Origin of the sequence: Effusibacillus consociatus, from assembly GCF_042652925.1 — a bacterium.
Classification (GTDB): Bacteria; Bacillota; Bacilli; order Tumebacillales; family Effusibacillaceae; genus Effusibacillus; species Effusibacillus consociatus.
Map to the genome: position 1 here is coordinate 1 of NZ_JBHSHC010000060.1, position 16,611 is coordinate 16,611.

The 16,611-nt window shown below is 49.5% G+C and carries 16 protein-coding genes; all 16 read right to left on the reverse strand.

Features of this window, described 5'->3' with window-relative positions:
• Positions 1 to 103: 103 nt before the first annotated feature.
• The gene (locus ACFO8Q_RS08590; RefSeq protein ID WP_380025361.1) at positions 104 to 1,234 is read right to left on the reverse strand and encodes an N-acetyldiaminopimelate deacetylase; all 1,131 of its coding nucleotides are present in this window, start codon (positions 1,232 to 1,234) and stop codon (positions 104 to 106) included.
• A 33-nt stretch (positions 1,235 to 1,267) separates the two neighbouring features.
• Positions 1,268 to 1,972 (reverse strand): 2,3,4,5-tetrahydropyridine-2,6-dicarboxylate N-acetyltransferase, encoded by a 705-nt coding sequence (gene dapD, locus ACFO8Q_RS08595; protein WP_380025362.1) that lies wholly within the window; start codon positions 1,970 to 1,972, stop codon positions 1,268 to 1,270.
• 151 nt (positions 1,973 to 2,123) lie between these two features.
• A complete protein-coding gene (gene fsa, locus ACFO8Q_RS08600) occupies positions 2,124 to 2,768 on the reverse strand; it encodes a fructose-6-phosphate aldolase (RefSeq protein ID WP_380025363.1) in 645 nt (214 codons plus the stop codon).
• 15 nt (positions 2,769 to 2,783) lie between these two features.
• Complete coding sequence (gene fba / locus ACFO8Q_RS08605) at positions 2,784 to 3,638, reverse strand: class II fructose-1,6-bisphosphate aldolase (RefSeq protein WP_380025364.1); 855 nt, start codon at positions 3,636 to 3,638, stop codon at positions 2,784 to 2,786.
• A 57-nt stretch (positions 3,639 to 3,695) separates the two neighbouring features.
• Complete coding sequence (kce, locus tag ACFO8Q_RS08610; protein WP_380025365.1) at positions 3,696 to 4,517, reverse strand: 3-keto-5-aminohexanoate cleavage enzyme; 822 nt, start codon at positions 4,515 to 4,517, stop codon at positions 3,696 to 3,698.
• Between the two features lie 36 nt (positions 4,518 to 4,553).
• Entirely contained in the window at positions 4,554 to 4,949 is a 396-nt protein-coding gene (gene kal, locus ACFO8Q_RS08615; RefSeq protein ID WP_380025366.1) for a 3-aminobutyryl-CoA ammonia lyase, read from the reverse strand.
• Position 4,950: 1 nt separating this feature from the next.
• Positions 4,951 to 5,322, reverse strand: coding sequence for a response regulator (locus ACFO8Q_RS08620; protein ID WP_380025367.1), 372 nt, complete (start codon positions 5,320 to 5,322; stop codon positions 4,951 to 4,953).
• Between the two features lie 178 nt (positions 5,323 to 5,500).
• Positions 5,501 to 7,096 (reverse strand): CTP synthase, encoded by a 1,596-nt coding sequence (locus ACFO8Q_RS08625; protein WP_380025368.1) that lies wholly within the window; start codon positions 7,094 to 7,096, stop codon positions 5,501 to 5,503.
• A 173-nt stretch (positions 7,097 to 7,269) separates the two neighbouring features.
• On the reverse strand, positions 7,270 to 7,800 hold the full coding sequence (rpoE, locus tag ACFO8Q_RS08630) for a DNA-directed RNA polymerase subunit delta (protein ID WP_380025369.1): 531 nt from the start codon (positions 7,798 to 7,800) through the stop codon (positions 7,270 to 7,272).
• Between the two features lie 140 nt (positions 7,801 to 7,940).
• Positions 7,941 to 8,888, reverse strand: a complete 948-nt coding sequence (gene meaB / locus ACFO8Q_RS08635; RefSeq protein WP_380025370.1) for a methylmalonyl Co-A mutase-associated GTPase MeaB — start codon at positions 8,886 to 8,888, stop codon at positions 7,941 to 7,943.
• Between the two features lie 98 nt (positions 8,889 to 8,986).
• Positions 8,987 to 10,138, reverse strand: coding sequence for an acyl-CoA dehydrogenase (locus ACFO8Q_RS08640; protein ID WP_380025371.1), 1,152 nt, complete (start codon positions 10,136 to 10,138; stop codon positions 8,987 to 8,989).
• Positions 10,139 to 10,159: 21 nt separating this feature from the next.
• Positions 10,160 to 11,296 (reverse strand): acyl-CoA dehydrogenase, encoded by a 1,137-nt coding sequence (locus ACFO8Q_RS08645; RefSeq protein ID WP_380025372.1) that lies wholly within the window; start codon positions 11,294 to 11,296, stop codon positions 10,160 to 10,162.
• A gap of 197 nt (positions 11,297 to 11,493) precedes the next feature.
• Entirely contained in the window at positions 11,494 to 12,276 is a 783-nt protein-coding gene (locus tag ACFO8Q_RS08650; protein WP_380025373.1) for an enoyl-CoA hydratase-related protein, read from the reverse strand.
• 11 nt (positions 12,277 to 12,287) lie between these two features.
• A complete protein-coding gene (locus tag ACFO8Q_RS08655; protein ID WP_380025374.1) occupies positions 12,288 to 13,142 on the reverse strand; it encodes a 3-hydroxybutyryl-CoA dehydrogenase in 855 nt (284 codons plus the stop codon).
• Positions 13,143 to 13,159: 17 nt separating this feature from the next.
• A complete protein-coding gene (locus tag ACFO8Q_RS08660) occupies positions 13,160 to 14,341 on the reverse strand; it encodes an acetyl-CoA C-acetyltransferase (protein ID WP_380025375.1) in 1,182 nt (393 codons plus the stop codon).
• Between the two features lie 155 nt (positions 14,342 to 14,496).
• Positions 14,497 to 16,518, reverse strand: coding sequence for a heterodisulfide reductase-related iron-sulfur binding cluster (locus ACFO8Q_RS08665; protein WP_380025388.1), 2,022 nt, complete (start codon positions 16,516 to 16,518; stop codon positions 14,497 to 14,499).
• Positions 16,519 to 16,611: the final 93 nt, after the last annotated feature.

The window sequence follows — 16,611 nt, forward strand, 5'->3', positions numbered from 1 at the left end:
ACTTAATCATAACGGAATTACCGTGGCTTTTGTGATATTTATGTGTTGCATTTCATTTTACAATGAACCAACTCTTTTATGAGAATATTGTGTTCTTAACCTTCTACTTATTTGACTTCCAGGCAATATAACGAGTTAACACGTAAAGCGCAACTTCAATCGCAGCTTCATCCGGCTCAATTTTGGCGTGATGCAGCCCGTAGGGAGTATCGACACCCAACCAGAACATGAAGCCCGGGATTTCGGCAAGGAAATAGCCAAAATCCTCACCCGTCATCGCTTCCCGGCACTCAACCACTGTTGCCGCTCCGGTTTGCTGCAGCCAATCCATGAATTCACGGGTGAGATTCTCCTCATTGTACACTTGGTAGTAATTCGCCCCGTAGTCTATCTCCGCTTTGCAATCAAACCCCGTTTCAATTCCTTTTACAACCGCTTCAATCCGGGTCTTCACTTTGCTCATGGAGTCGACCGACAAAGTACGAATCGTCCCTTCAAGACGTGCCTTTTCCGCTATAATGTTCTGCTTGGTGCCGCCTTCAATCCTGCCGATTGTGATGACCGCAGAATCAAGCGGATCCACATTGCGGGAGATAATGCTTTGCAATTGTGTTACCATGTGAGACGCGGCAACCACCATATCATTGGCTTTGTGTGGGAAAGCGGCATGACCGCCGGTTCCGGTCAGATCAATAAACAATTCGGAAGTGTTGGCAAACAGAATCCCCGGGCGTGTTGCAATGGTACCAACCGGGTACTCGGGCGCGATATGCAGGGCAAAGATGCAGTCCGGTTTCCACTCTGCAAACTCTTCGCTTTCAAGCATCGGTTTTGCCCCGCCCGGCCCTTCCTCCGCAGGCTGAAAGATAACGATCAAATCATCGTCAATTGGATACTGAACAAAGTAAGTTAGAACTCCAAGTCCGATTGACATATGAAAATCATGTCCGCAGGCATGCATATAGCCGGGATGGGTCGAACGAAACTCGTACGAAGTGTCTTCGGTAATCGGGAGGCCATCCATATCCGCACGATACCCGATTCGTTTTGAGGGGTTCCTCCCTTTCACCTTGACAAGAATCCCGGTCCGCCATGTTTTGACATCGATTCGTTCCTGCGGAAGCATCGAAATCGTATCCAAAAGCAATTGCTGAGTCTTAAACTCGGCAAAACCCGGCTCGGGAATTTGATGCAATCGCCTGCGAATGTCTATAAAAGGCTGAGTTGCGAACATCCCGCAGCCTCCTTTTGTGTGAATGTCTGTCTCTTACAGTTGGCGAAGCTCCTGCTTAATTTCTGTTTTCGACTTGGTTTTCTCATCAATTTTCTTGATCACGCGGGCAGGAACCCCGGCAACCACAACGTTTTCCGGAACGTCGTCAACAACAATCGCCCCGGCTGCCACTACGGAGCCTTTGCCGACCCGAATGCCTTCCAATATCACGGCGTTCGCCCCGACCACAACATCATCTTCAATCACAACCGGTTTTGCGGATGGCGGTTCGATTACTCCCGCAATCACGGTTCCAGCGCCGATATGACAGTTCTTGCCGATCGTGCCGCGACCGCCAACGACAACACCCATATCAATCATTGTTCCTTCTCCAATGACAGCCCCGATATTGATAATAGCGCCCATCATAATCACTGCGTTGTCGCCGATGGTTACTTGATCACGGATAATTGCGCCCGGCTCAATCCGTGCGTGAATGTTTTTGGTGTCGAGCAGAGGAATTGCCGAATTTCTGCGATCGCTTTCGATCACATAATCTTCAAGTCTGGCCTTATTCTCTTCCAGGACCGGTTCAATTTCTTTCCATTCTCCAAAGAGAACCCCAACATTTCCGGTAATAAATGCTTTGGTGGAGGAACCGAAATTGATGCCTTCCAAGTCACCTTTTACATAAACCTTCACAGGCGTTTTCTTTTCGCTTGTGCGAATAAATTCAATAATTTGATTTGCATCCATCATCTGTTTTAATCTCCTTTCGTTCCCTGACAGCTTGTCCCCTACTGGACGAGTGTATTTACGTCTTATTATACCGCAGTCGATGTAACATGCCTGGCTATAACACTTATTGAAAAAAGCACCCTCCACAGGGAAGGTGCTTGTGAAGCTTCCATTACAATTGCATTTTCCCCCAGTCCGCCAGAAAGCGCTCAATTCCTTGATCCGTAAGCGGATGCTTGATCATGCGCTCGAGAACCGAATAAGGACAAGTAGCGATGTGTGCCCCTGCAAGCGCCGATTCTGTCACATGCATCGGATGGCGAATAGACGCGGAAATGATTTCCGTCTTGAGAGCGTGAATATTGAAAATATCCGCAATATCACGAATGAGCTGGATGCCGTCTTGCGAAATGTCATCCAGTCGTCCTACGAACGGAGACACAAAGGTTGCACCCGCACGAGCAGCCAATAATGCCTGGTTGGCTGAGAAAATCAGAGTCACATTGGTCTTGATTCCCTTAGCCGCAAACACTTTAACCGCTTTCAGGCCTTCCGCCGTCATTGGAACCTTAATCGTAATATTCTTGTGCAGCTCGGCAAATTTCAGACCTTCCTCTACCATGCCTTTGGCATCGAGAGAAATCACTTCTGCCGAGATTGGCCCGTCGACAATTTCCAAAATCTCTTTCAGAACTTGAATGAAATCACGGCCTTCCTTTGCTACAAGGCTGGGGTTTGTCGTAACACCCGAAAGGATCCCCATGTCATTGGCCAGTCGAATTTCTTCCACATTCGCTGTATCGATAAAGAACTTCATTTCGCGTACCCTCTCTTATGCACGATTGTTAGAACCGAACAGACGCATTTTCTCACGAACAACTTCTTTGATCGCTTCGCGTGCAGGTCCGAGGTATTTCCGCGGATCGTAAACGTTTGCATCTTTGCCAAGAATCTCACGGACTTTATTCGTAAAAGCTACCTGGTTTTCGGTATTCACGTTGATCTTGGATACGCCGAGAGAAATCGCTTTACGGATATCTTCATCCGGGATTCCGGATCCTCCGTGCAGAACCATCGGGATACCGGTCAGGTCGCGAATTTTCGCCAAACGGTCGAAGTCAAGTTCCGGGTCCCCTTTGTACATCCCATGCGCAGAACCGATAGCAGGAGCCAATGCGTCAATACCTGTCTCCTGAACCAGACGAAGTGCTTCCTCAGGGCGAGCCAGTGTAGCGTCTTTCTCATCAACGGAAATATCGTCCTCAACACCGCCGATCGTGCCCAATTCACCTTCCACATCAATTCCGAGCGTATGACACGCATGTACCACTTGTTTCGTCTTGGCGATATTTTCTTCCAGCGGATAGTGGGATGCGTCGATCATGATGGAAGAAAAGCCGGCACGGATACATTTCAGTACCACTTCATATGAAGAACCGTGGTCGAGATGCAGAATTACCGGTACACTTGCTTTCGCGGCTGCTGCTTTTGCCATTGCCACGGTATATTCAATGTTCATGTATTTCATTGCGCCTTCCGAAACACCCAAAATCACGGGTGAGCGTTCTTCTTCAGCCGTTTCAATGATCGCCTGCAAAAACTCCAGGTTGTTCATATTGAACTGACCTACTGCATACCCCTTTTTCAAACCGTCTGTCAAAACCTCTTTAAACGATGCGAATGCCATATGTAGCCCCTCCTACTCCGGTACCCGGAAATCTATAATATCCAAATAATTGTATCACTATTTTGAATGAATACCAAGTATTTCTCTTGCTTCAGTCGGGGTGGCTACATCGCGCCCTAATTCCTTGGCCAAACGAACAATCCTTGCAACCAGCTGGGCATTGCTTTCGGCAAGGATCCCTTTTTCATAATAAACATTGTCCTCGAATCCTACCCGTACATTCCCACCCAGCAAAATCGCCATAGCGGCAAGCGGCAGCTGAGCCCTGCCTACACCGGCTACCGACCATCTTGCACCTTTCGGCAGAGATTCGACTAAAAACAGGAGATCCCGTGGTGTTCCCGGGATTCCGCCGGGCACTCCCATCACAAAGTCAAAAGGGGCTCGTTCCGGTACAAGGCCTTTTTTAATTAGTGCAAGCGCGTTTCTTATCATACCCACGTCGAATATTTCCAATTCCGGCAGTACGCCATGCTGCTGCATGATTGAGGCAAAACGCTCAATATCGGCAGGAGTGTTTAAAAAAACGTCTTTACCGAAATTTACGGATCCTGTAGTCAAAGTGGCCATCTCCGGCTGCAGCAGGACAGGCTGAATCCGTTCGTCTGCCGTCATTCCAACCGCACCGCCTGTTGATAGCTGAAGGATGATATCATTGCCTGAAGCGCGGATCTGACGCATGATTTCGGCATATACTTCCTTATCCTGCGTTGGTGTCCCGTCATTCTGCCGGGCGTGCAGATGAACGATTGAAGCACCCGCCTCGCGCGCTTCCAGAGCTGCTTTTGCTATCTCTTCCGGTGTAACGGGCAGATTCGGATTGTCCTGTTTTGTGACCTCGGCACCCGATAGCGCACATGTAATAATCAGTTTCTCCACGATGACTTCCCCCTTCGTTCCGGTTCCGAGCACGACTTACGGGTTGTTTCTGCGCTGTTTGTCCTTCGGAACTACACACGTTCCCCGCGCATAGCATACCAACTCCGGCGGATTGAGAACGTCAGCCGCCGAAGGGACTGCAGGATCCACATTTGCCCGAATCACTTTATACGCATGAAACTCCATCGCTCTTGAGGTGTTCCCCACGCGCGTAATCTCCGCAACCACCTCGATGTAATCCCCTGCAAACACGGGCGCCTTGAATTCGACTGTGTCATACGCAACAAAAAGCCCCTCATCGCCATCATGACGAATCAGAAGCTCTGTGGCAGCATCGCCAAACAATCCGAGCATGCGGGCCCCATCGACCAGATCTCCGCCGTAATGGGCATCGTGCGAACTCATCCGCTGCCTGAGGATGACTTTCTCCATATTAAACCTCCTGAACCGCCAATTCAGAGTTTACGGTTCGTCTTAACTCATCAATATCAAACGGCTTAGTAAAATGGGTCAAAGCCCCGAGGGCCATAGCTTCCTTGATGAGATCCAGTTCACCGTACGCTGTCATCATGATCACTTTCAAATCCGGTTCAATCACCCGGATATGCCTCAGAATCTCAAGCCCGTCCATACCGGGAATCTTCATGTCAAGCAGCACCAGATCCGGTTTCTTCTCTTTCACAATTTCCAAGGCGACAGGTCCGTTAGGGGCCTGAAAAACTTGGTATCCTTCTTTTTCCAAAACTTCGTTGAGCAAAATACGAATTCCGTATTGATCATCCACGACCAGGACTTTCTTGCTCATATGTTTCGTCCCCTTCCCAATTGACCCACTTGTCCTATTGTTTCCATTCAAAAATGTATTCGAGTAATATCTCAAAAAATCCTCTTTTCTGACTTTGTCTACTTTTGTCGAAAAAGTCTTCCGCTTGTCGAACACAAGAAAAGACTCGCCCAAAGGCGAGTCTTTTCGTACTGGTTCCCTACTTCCGATGATTCAAAGCCGCATTGATAAAACCCCGGAACAACGGCTGAGGACGGTTCGGACGGGATGTGAATTCCGGGTGAAACTGGGATGCCACAAACCACGGATGATCTTTGATTTCAACGATTTCAACCAATCTGCCGTCCGGGGAAGTACCCGAGATCACTAATCCGGCTTGGGTTAATTGCTCACGGAAATCATTATTGAATTCATAACGATGACGATGACGCTCATGAATGAATGACGAGCCGTAAGCTTCGTATGCCATTGTGTTTGGCTCAAGCCGGCACGGATAGGATCCGAGACGCATGGTGCCTCCCTTATCTTCAACTCCTTTTTGTTCGGGGAGCAGGTCGATAACCGGATAGTTGGTGAGCTCGTTGATCTCAGAGGAGTTCGCACCCTCCAGCCCCAATACGTTGCGAGCAAATTCAATGACCGAGATTTGCATTCCAAGACAGATTCCCAGATAAGGGATTTTATTTTCACGAGCATATTTGGCAGCAGCAATCTTTCCTTCAATTCCCCGATCCCCGAATCCGCCGGGAACCAGAATTCCGTCGCAGTCTCCCAATATCTTGTTCACATTCTCTTCCGTTACATCTTCGGAATGGATCCATTCGATCTCCACTTGTGAATCATTCGCGTATCCTGCATGATAAAGCGCTTCCGCCACAGAAATATAGGCATCTCGAAGAGCCACGTATTTGCCGACAAGACCGATTTTCACCTTGTGCTTCAGATTCTTGACCAGGTGGGCCAAATCTTTCCACTCGGACATTTCAGCCGGCGGGCAATCCAGACCCAAATGCCGAACTACAATGTCATCCAATCCCTGTTCTTGGAACAGTAATGGCACGTCATAGAGAGATTCCGCATCGCGCGATTCGATTACTGCTTCCGGGTCCGTATCGCAGAAGAGGGCAATTTTCCGTTTTACGTCCATCGAGAGAGGTCGTTCCGTTCGGCAAATGATCACGTTCGGAGTGATTCCGATGCTTCTCAGTTCCTTAACCGAGTGTTGGGTTGGCTTGGTCTTGATCTCTCCCGCTTTCCCCAGATAAGGGATCAATGTGACATGTAGATACATCACATTGTTACGGCCGACATCGCTCTTGATCTGGCGAATCGCCTCCAGGAACGGAAGACTTTCAATATCCCCAACCGTCCCTCCAATCTCGGTAATCACCACATCGGCAGTCTCTCCAGCCAAGAAGACATGTTCTTTAATTTCGTTAGTGATGTGCGGGATTACCTGTACCGTACCTCCCAGATAATCGCCGCGACGTTCCTTTTGGATTACGGACCAATAGATTTTTCCGGTCGTCACGTTGTTATTTTTGGAGAGATTGATATCGATAAAACGCTCATAATGCCCAAGGTCCAAGTCGGTTTCCGCTCCGTCATCCGTCACGAATACTTCTCCGTGCTGATAGGGACTCATCGTACCCGGGTCGACGTTAATGTACGGGTCGAATTTTTGAATCGTTACCCGCAATCCCCGATTCTTCAGAAGCCGCCCGAGAGAAGCCGCCGTGATCCCTTTTCCGAGAGAAGATACTACACCGCCCGTAACAAATATATATTTTGCCATGCAATTGCCCCCAAACATTATGATATCTAGAACTGCAAATGAACAAAAAAAAACTAAAAAGCCGCGATACTCAGGTTCCATGCCTGGATTAATCGGCTTTTTTAGTTTTCCGTTCCTTTTCTATCCTCATGTATCTTATCGTGGCAAAAAGAGCCTGTCAAGAGTCCAGGCTCCTAAAATTCATCTTCCTCATCTTCCACCGCGTCCTCATTCTCGTCAACGGCCTCTTCCGCCAAGTCGTCGACTTCATCTATTTCCTCCAGTTCTTCATATTCAAGATCTTCCTCGTCATCCACAAGATCGAAGTCTTCCTCCTCTTCATCCAGGAGTTCTTCTTCTTCGAGGAACAGATCTTCATCTTCATCGTCGTACAGATCATCATCCACGTCCTTGCGGATGAATTTCTTGCCGCCAGTTGTTTTGTCGGCTGTTTTGTCAACGGGGTACCAACGTTTGAGCCCCCATGTGTTATTGCCGATGCAAAGGAATCGGCCGTCAATATTGATTTCCGTATACAAAATCGCAATCGCTGCCTTCACTTCTTCTTCGGTCATGTTTCGTAACTTTGCGACCTCATCCATCAGGTCTCGGTAATATATGGGTTTGTTTGTCTCGGTCAAAATTTGGTATGCAAGGTCAACGAGCGCCATTTCTCTTGCCTCGTCGACACTTAAGGTCTTTAGTGCGCGAGCCTCATCCGCCATTCAGGTACACTCCTTACCAACTGATAAAAATGATGATGACAAATATCACATTTTTATACTTTCTAAGCTGTTAAACAAATAGGTTCCGATCATTTGCAAGTCACGTCATGGCAGCAAGCCACCGGATCGTGCTTTGGAAATTAATCACAAGTAGACGTATTATAACATTCAAGTATGAGATCCGCAACTTGGTAGGGATCTTTTTTTCCTGATTCAACTTCCTCCAGCACCTGTTGCCAAGTCGCATGATTTTCGATCCATTCACGGATTTTTTGGTGAAGCCGCTCTTCAATAATTCCTACGATCTCATCTTGTCGCCGCTTCTGCCGCTTCTTCTCCCATCCGCCGCTTTCCTGCAAAAAAACGCGATGGTTGCTGCAAGCTTCCCATAACTCTCGAAATGTGCCGGGATCCCGGGATGTGGTTCGAACAACCGGGGGTCTCCAATCAAAATCATGGATCAGATCCAACATATTGTTTACTTCCCGTTCCGTTTTGTCCGCTCCGGGCAGATCCGACTTATTGATGACAAACACATCCGCAATCTCCATAATTCCCGCTTTCATGGTTTGAATGTGATCCCCCGCTGTCGGATTCAGCACCACAACCGTTGTATCTGCCACATGCATGATGTCGAGTTCCGATTGTCCGACTCCTACTGTCTCAACCAAAACAACATCGACACCATATGCGTCGAGAACCCGGGTTGCCTCTTTTGTAGCCTTCGCCAGTCCTCCCAGACTCCCGCGGGTTCCCATCGAACGAATAAACACGCCCGGATCCAGTGCATGACTCCCCATTCGGACACGATCCCCAAGAATGGCCCCGCCTGTAAACGGCGATGTCGGATCAACCGCAATGACACCGACCTGCAACCCCTGTTTCCGCAATAGAAAAAGAAGCTGATCGGTCAGCGTGCTCTTGCCCGCTCCAGGTGGCCCCGTAATTCCCACTAAATAAGCTCTTCCAGTGTATGAATGAAGCGCTTTCAGGACATCGTGTTTTTCCGGACTGCCGTTCTCAATCATTGTAATCGCACGCGCAACAGCACGCCGATCGCCATTTACTATCCGATTCACCAGTTCCATTTGATCACACCTATGAACGCCCATCAAAGTGACGAAATATAACAAGCAGGAGTCCCTGAGGACTCCCTAATATTGTAACGGAATTTCGATCAGTTGTCTTATTTTTCTTTCAACAAATACCCACCGATTACGACACGCTGAATTTCGTTCGTACCCTCATAGATTTGCGTAATTTTGGCGTCACGCATAAAACGTTCAACCGGATACTCGCGTGTATAGCCGTAGCCGCCAAATACCTGAACGGCCTCCGTAGTGACTTCCATCGCAGCATCACCGGCAAACAGCTTCGCCATAGCAGATGCTTTTCCGTAGGGAAGCCCCTCGCTTTCCAGCCATGCGGCTTGATACGTCAGGAGCCTTGCCGCTTCGATTTTGGTTGCCATATCGGCCAACTTGAATTGCATCCCCTGAAACGTTCCAATTGGTTTTCCGAACTGCTCCCGTTGTTTTGCGTAATCGACCGCCAGATCAAAGGCACCCTGTGCAATCCCCAATGCCTGAGCAGCAATCCCGTTCCGGCCGCCGTCAAGCGTCATCATCGCAATCTTGAAACCAAAACCTTCATCGCCCAGTCGATTCTCTACCGGCACCTTGCAATTCTCCATGATCACTTCGGTGGTCGGCGACGATTTAATTCCCATTTTCTTCTCTTTCTTCCCGATCGAGAAGCCTTCAAAATCCTTCTCAACAATAAACGCAGTTATACCGCGGGTCTTTTGTGAACGGTCGGTCGATGCAAAGACAATATAGATCTCCGCTTCGCCACCGTTTGTAATAAAGATCTTGGATCCGTTCAGAATATAGTGACTCCCGTCTTCCGACAACACAGCAGTCGTGCGCATGCCACCGGCGTCCGAACCGGAACCCGGCTCAGTTAAACAGTAAGCCCCCATTTTTGTACCCTCTGCTAACGCCCGCAGATACTTCTGCTTTTGTTCTTCAGTGCCGAATTTAAAAATCGGCCAGCTCGCAAGCGAAATATGTGCGGACAGCGTCACCCCGATGGAGGAGTCGATACGGGACAATTCTTCTACCGCGATCACATAGGAGACGAAATCAAGTCCTGCACCGCCGTACTCTTCCGGCCACGGAATTCCCGTCAATCCGATTTGAGCCATTTTATCAAAAATCTTGCGATCGAACACTTCTTCTTCATCGCGGAGCGCGGCCGTTGGAGCCACATCTTTTAAAGCAAATTCACGTACCAGCTTCTGAATTTCCCGTTGTTCGGCTGTTAATTGAAAGTTCATTGTTTCTCCGCCCCTCATTCCCTACAATAAATTTTTTGCAATGACGATTCGTTGGATCTGATTGGTCCCTTCATAGATTTGAGTTACCTTTGCGTCTCGCATATAGCGCTCGACTGGGTATTCCTTGCTGTACCCGTATCCGCCGTGAAGCTGAACCGCGTCGGTTGTGACCGCCATCGCGGTATCAGTGGCAAACAATTTCGCTATGGAGGCTTCTTTGGCACAAGGCAGACCCTGTTCCCGGAGCGTTGCCGCCCGATAGACCAAAAGCTTTGCCGCTTCAATCCTGGTTGCCATATCGGCGAGCATAAACTGAACCCCTTGGAATTCGGCAACAGGCTTGCCAAACTGTTCCCGCTGTTTGGTATAAGCAAGCGCGGCATCAAAAGCGGCCCGGGCAATCCCCAAAGCCTGTGCCCCGATCCCAATCCGTCCGCCGTCCAAGTTGCTCATCGCAATTTTAAATCCTTCACCCTCCTGTCCCAACAACTGGGTTGCCGGAACCACTGCATCCTCAAAAATAAGCGTTGTTGTTGCAGATCCGTTGAGCCCCAGTTTCTTCTCTTTCTTGCCGACGGAAAAGCCTTGGGTGCCTTTCTCTACGATGAAAGCGGAAATCCCGTTGGCTCCCTGCCCCGGGTCCGTAACCGCAAAGGTAATGTATAAATCTGCTTCTCCACCATTTGTGATAAAGATCTTGGAGCCGTTTAAGACATAATGGTCTCCTTGTTTTACCGCTCTTGTTGAAAGCCGGGAAGCATCCGAACCTGCACCGGGTTCGGTCAGAGCGAATGCTCCCAACAATTCGCCGGCCGCCATTTTGGGTAAATAGCGCTGTTTTTGTTCCTCAGATCCAAACTTCAGAATCGGCAATGTGCCAAGCGACGAATGGACCGCCAGAATCACCCCAAGCGCCGCGCTTGCATAGGAGATCTCTTCAATCGCCAGCATGTAGGAGAGAAAATCGGCCCCAACACCTCCCCGCTCTTCCGGAACCGGAATTCCCAACAGCCCGAGCTTCCCCATCTTTTGAACAATCTCGCGAGGAAATTGATCTTCCTCGTCAATCTTTGCCGCATAGGGAGCAATTTCTTTCTGCGCAAACTCACTTATCATGTCACGAATATCTTGCTGTTCCTGCGTCAGAACGAATTTCAAACCCTGTCCCCTCCCAGAGTCTACCCATCAAAGCGACTCGAGCCTTCAAATCTGATTCTAGCGCTTCGATGGGGTCCCTTTCGTTTATGAATTGAATTAAACCTGTTTCGAACCCGACCGAACGCTCGTTCAGAAGGGATTCAAAAATCTCCCGGCTGTTTTGCCACTCCCATTGGTTTTTATCTTCTCTCTCCGGTCTATTTGGATTGGAACTTGGCCGCCCGCTTCTCGAGGAATGCTGTCATTCCTTCCAGACGATCTTCCGTTCCAAACAAAGTGCCAAACACTTCCGATTCCATAACAAGCGCGCGATCGAGGTCCACATTCAGACCATCATTTACCAGCTTCTTGCTGAGCTCCACCGCAATGGGCGCCTTGGAAATCATCTTGGCTGCAATTTCCCTTGCTTTTGCCAGCAGGTCAGCCGGTTCAACAACATGATTCACAAGACCGATCTGTGCGGCCCGTTCTGCGCTAATCATATCGCCTGTCATAAGCAGCTCTTTCGCAATCCCGGGTCCTACGAGTCTCGGCAGACGTTGGGTACCCCCGAATCCGGCAACGATTCCCAAATTCACCTCAGGTTGGCCAAACTTGGCGTTTGTACTTGCAATTCTTATATCACAAGCCATAGCCAGCTCACATCCGCCGCCAAGCGCAAATCCGTTTATAGCAGCGATGACCGGTTGAGGCATCCGCTCAATTTTCAAGAATACTGCATTCCCAAACTGAGAAAACGCGCGTCCCTCAAGCGGAGTCTTGCCCTTCATTTCCGCAATGTCAGCTCCCGCTACGAACGCTTTTTCTCCGGCTCCGGTGAGAATCACGGCCTGGATGGAGTTATCCTTTGCAATTGAGTCGACAAGCTCGGACAGTTCCGTTAACAATGCGGAATTCAGTGCGTTAAGTGCTTTTGGACGATTGAGAGTTACGGTTGCAATCCCATCCTCTACGGAAAAAAGAAGGTTTTCAAAATTCATCCCGTTTTCCCCTACCCTTCATATACGTAGAATCCGCGCCCGGATTTCTTGCCCAGCCAACCAGCTTTTACATACTTGCGAAGCAGCGGACACGGGCGGTATTTCGAATCCCCCAAACCTTCGTGCAGGACTTCCATGATCGCAAGGCAGGTATCCAATCCGATAAAATCGGCCAGAGTCAACGGCCCCATCGGGTGGTTCATACCCAGTTTCATGACTTCATCGATCGCTTCCGGAGTGGCAACACCTTCGTATACGCAATAAATTGCTTCATTAATCATAGGCAGCAAAATCCGGTTGGAGACAAATCCCGGGAAGTCATTCACTTCAACAGGTACCTTGCCCATTTTCTTGGACAACTCTTCAATCGTTTGATACGTCTCATTCGAAGTTGCCAGCCCGCGGATCACTTCCACCAATTTCATAACAGGCACCGGATTCATAAAATGCATGCCGATTACCAATTCCGGTCGCTTTGTAACGGCCGCAATTTCAGTAATCGGAAGAGATGAAGTGTTGGTCGCAAGAATTGCTCCAGCAGGTGCTATGGAATCCAATTTACGGAAGATGTCACACTTGATTTCCATATTTTCCACAGCTGCTTCAATTACCAACTGCACATCTTTGGCATCTGCGAGATCAGTGGACGGCTGAATCCGCGCGAGAATCGCCCGCTTCTCTTCCTCAGTTTTGCGTCCTTTTTCCACGTCCCGGGACAAATTCTTCGTGATCGTGTTAAGACCGCGCCGTACAAATTCGTCCTTAATGTCATTCAGAACAACTTCCAATCCTGCTTGCGCGGCCACTTGAGCAATACCGCTTCCCATCTGACCGGCACCAATCACCATGATCTTGTTGATATGCATGTTCTGCCTCCTCAAAATTAATCCACCCGCACCAAGATTGCATCGCCCTGAGCTGCTCCGGAACAGATAGCCGCGATGCCAAGCCCGCCGCCGCGTCTCCGCAGTTCATGCACGAGCGCCCCAATGATACGTGCTCCGCTTGCTCCGATCGGATGACCGAAAGCAATTGCGCCTCCGTTTACATTGACCTTCTCCTCATCCCATCCAACGATATGGCCTGAGGTTAAAGTAACTGCGGCAAAAGCCTCGTTTACTTCAAACAACTCAATATCGGAGATTTGGTAGCCCGTTTTTTGCAATAATTTCTGAATGGCAAGTCCCGGTGTGGTTGCAATGTAAGGTGCTTCCGCACCAACTTCCGCATGGCCCAGAATTGTTGCCAGCGGCTTTTTTCCTTCTGCTTCTGCCCGTTCTTCTGACATCAGCAGCAAAGCGGCCGCCCCGTCATTGACTCCGGGCGCATTGCCGGCGGTAATGGTTCCGTCTTGTTTGAACACGGGCGGCAGTCCCGCAAGTTTCTCAAGTGACGTGTCCCGGCGAGGAGCTTCATCAGTGTCAACCAGAGTCACACTGCCTTTCTTGCCCGGGACTTCCACCGGCACAATCTCATCAGCCAAACGGCCCGCCTCGATTGCGGCAACTGCCCGTTGATGCGAACGAAGCGCCCAGGCATCCTGAGCCTCACGTGTAATTCCATATTCGGCTGCCACGTTGGATCCGTGTACCGCCATATGGACATCGTAAAAGGCGCAGCGCAATCCGTCGTAGGTCATCAGATCGATCACCGGAGCATCTCCCATTCGCATTCCCCAACGTCCATTTGGAAGGGCATAAGGAGCATTCGACATCGATTCCATGCCGCCTGCAACAATTACGTCCGCATCGCCCGCGCGAATAATCTGATCGCCCAAGGTAACAGCCCGCATCCCGGAAGCGCATACTTTGTTGATCGTCTCGGTTGGAGTGGACCAAGGAAACCCTGCTTTGACAGTTGCTTGGCGGGACGGAATCTGCCCGGCTCCCCCCTGCAGCACCATTCCCATAATGACTTCATCGACTTGCTCCGGTGTTACACCCGCTTTTTCCAAAGAACTCCGAATTGCCGCCGCTCCCAAATCAACTGCCGGCAATCCTGCCAATGCCCCGCCAAAACGGCCAAAAGGAGTTCTTGCGGTACTTACAATCACCGTCTTCCGCATGTGTATCTCCCCCAGAAAAGTGCCCATCAAAGTGACCCGAAGCTTCGAAGCGAATTCCGAGTACTTTCACTCGAGAGTACTAGGTCACGCTATGGCACTAAAGTGCCAAGTCGTGCCTTGAGGATGGGGACCCATATATTTAGTGGAAAGCCCTGTTATGCTAAGGACATTTCCAGCAATTCAACTACATCGTAAGTGCTGACCGAATCTTCCACACCCTTGGCTTTCGTTCCGTCAATCATCATCGTCATACAGAACGGACAAGCGGTACCAATCGCTGTACATCCTGTTTCCAGCGCTTGCTCGGTACGCATTACGTTAATCCGATCGGTGCCTTTCATTTCTTCCTTCCAGAAAGAACCGCCCCCGGCACCGCAGCACATGCCGCGCTCTCTGTTCCGTTCCATTTCAACGACTTTGACTCCCGGAATTTTCTCCAAGATATAACGCGGAGCGGAATAAACTCCATTGTAACGTCCAAGATAGCAGGAGTCGTGGTAGGTGATGATCTCGCTTACCTCATTGCTTGGAACCAACTTGCCTTCATCGATCAATTTCGCGAGCAGCTCGGTCCCGTGAATGACTTCCACGCCTTCCAGTCCGAAATCCGGATATTCATTTTTAAATGTGTTATAAGCATGTGGGTCGGTAGTGATAATCTTCTTCACGTTATATGCTTTGAAAATCTCCACATTAGCTTCCGCAAGAGCTTGGAACAAGAACTCGTTACCAAGACGGCGTGCAGAATCCCCGTCGCTCTCTTCTTCCGTTCCAAGAATCGCGAAATCAACACCCGCTTTATTCAACAGATTAACAAATGATCTGGCAATCTTTTGGTTGCGCGGGTCAAACGAACATGCAGATCCTACGTAGTACAGATACTCCACCTGGCCTTGCACATCGGCCATCGTCCGGACGTCGAGATCCTTGGCCCATTCAGCACGGGTATTGCGATTTTGTCCCCACTCGTTTGACTGACGCTCAAGGTTTTGGAACGCACGGTTGATTTCCCCGTTAGATTTCCCTTCGGTCAATACCATATAACGGCGCAGATCCATAATCTTATCGACATGTTCGTTGTACACCGGACATGCTTCTTCACAAGCACGGCAAGTGGTACAAGCCCAAATTTCATCCTCACTGTACACGTTGCCCATCAACATAGGCAATTCTTCCACTGTTTCGGAAGTTGCCGCCACTTCCAGATTCGCCCCCGGAACACCGGTTGCAGCTGCCAGCTTGTTGGCGAGAAATTGATCCCCTACCTCGGTCAGGTGATCGCGCATCTTAAGAATCAGATATTTCGGCGAAAGCGGTTTCCCGGACAAGGTAGCCGGGCAGTTCACATGACAGCGTCCGCACTCGGTGCATGCATAACCGTCAAGAAGCTGCTTCCAAGTAAACTGATCAATCCGGCCAACACCGAATTCCTCAACCGTTTCATCGGACAAATCCATCGTACGAAGACGGCCATGCGGAGTCAGACGACGGAAGTAAGTATTGATACCCGCCGCAATCATATGCAAATGCTTCGAACGCGGGATAAAAATCAGGAAACCGAACAATACTGCAAAATGGGCCCAAACAAAGACTTCCTCAAGCACCTTGAGAACTGTCAGATTACCGCCTGCAAAAAGGGTCCCCAACCAGGAAGCAACCGGAGATGCCCAACCCGGATTGTGTCCGGTAATTGCAACTTCAAGCCCCATTACGATCATATCTGTGATGACAAGACCGCCGATAAATCCTAGAATAAGGTATGCTTCACCGGTTTGGTCCAAACGCATGGGACGGATCAAAGCACGTCGTCCCGCTGCGATCAGGATCGCTATCAAAACCAGCAATGAGAACACTTCATGCATCAGTACAAACCAGTCGGCCGTTCCAATCAACGGCAGATGCCCGCCAAAGATATGGTGAGCGACAAATTCCAACGTACCGAAAGATAGAACAATAAAGCCCCAGAAGATAAAGAAATGCCCGATTCCCGCAGGTTCTGCGAGCACTTTCCCTTGTCCGAGCACATCGCGGAAGATTGAGCGAATTCGCTCATCCTTACCCTCCGGTCTCGACTCGGGACGCCCAAGCATCAAATATTGATACTTGCGATACAATGCGGTCCAGAACAGGTAGACGGACCCTGCGGCAATCGCCAGAAAAAGAAGAATACGAACCATCTCCACGCCTTTCGACCCCTTTTCTTTTAGTTTTTTCTGAACTTGCGAATCAAACGTTCGGTCGGTTTCTGACAAAAAAAATAAAATCCCCTA

Coding starts and splice junctions, on each gene's coding strand:
- ACFO8Q_RS08665 (WP_380025388.1), bottom strand. CDS start 16,518: ATGGTTCGTATTCTTCTTTTTCTGGCGATTGCCGCAGGGTCCGTCTAC.
- fba (WP_380025364.1), bottom strand. CDS start 3,638: ATGGCATTCGCATCGTTTAAAGAGGTTTTGACAGACGGTTTGAAAAAG.
- rpoE (WP_380025369.1), bottom strand. CDS start 7,800: ATGGCGGATGAGGCTCGCGCACTAAAGACCTTAAGTGTCGACGAGGCA.
- ACFO8Q_RS08650 (WP_380025373.1), bottom strand. CDS start 12,276: ATGAATTTTGAAAACCTTCTTTTTTCCGTAGAGGATGGGATTGCAACC.
- ACFO8Q_RS08620 (WP_380025367.1), bottom strand. CDS start 5,322: ATGAGCAAGAAAGTCCTGGTCGTGGATGATCAATACGGAATTCGTATT.
- ACFO8Q_RS08660 (WP_380025375.1), bottom strand. CDS start 14,341: ATGCGGAAGACGGTGATTGTAAGTACCGCAAGAACTCCTTTTGGCCGT.
- ACFO8Q_RS08640 (WP_380025371.1), bottom strand. CDS start 10,138: ATGAACTTTCAATTAACAGCCGAACAACGGGAAATTCAGAAGCTGGTA.
- ACFO8Q_RS08625 (WP_380025368.1), bottom strand. CDS start 7,096: ATGGCAAAATATATATTTGTTACGGGCGGTGTAGTATCTTCTCTCGGA.
- dapD (WP_380025362.1), bottom strand. CDS start 1,972: ATGATGGATGCAAATCAAATTATTGAATTTATTCGCACAAGCGAAAAG.
- ACFO8Q_RS08655 (WP_380025374.1), bottom strand. CDS start 13,142: ATGCATATCAACAAGATCATGGTGATTGGTGCCGGTCAGATGGGAAGC.
- fsa (WP_380025363.1), bottom strand. CDS start 2,768: ATGAAGTTCTTTATCGATACAGCGAATGTGGAAGAAATTCGACTGGCC.
- ACFO8Q_RS08590 (WP_380025361.1), bottom strand. CDS start 1,234: ATGTTCGCAACTCAGCCTTTTATAGACATTCGCAGGCGATTGCATCAA.
- kal (WP_380025366.1), bottom strand. CDS start 4,949: ATGGAGAAAGTCATCCTCAGGCAGCGGATGAGTTCGCACGATGCCCAT.
- meaB (WP_380025370.1), bottom strand. CDS start 8,888: ATGGAACTGGTGAATCGGATAGTAAATGGCGATCGGCGTGCTGTTGCG.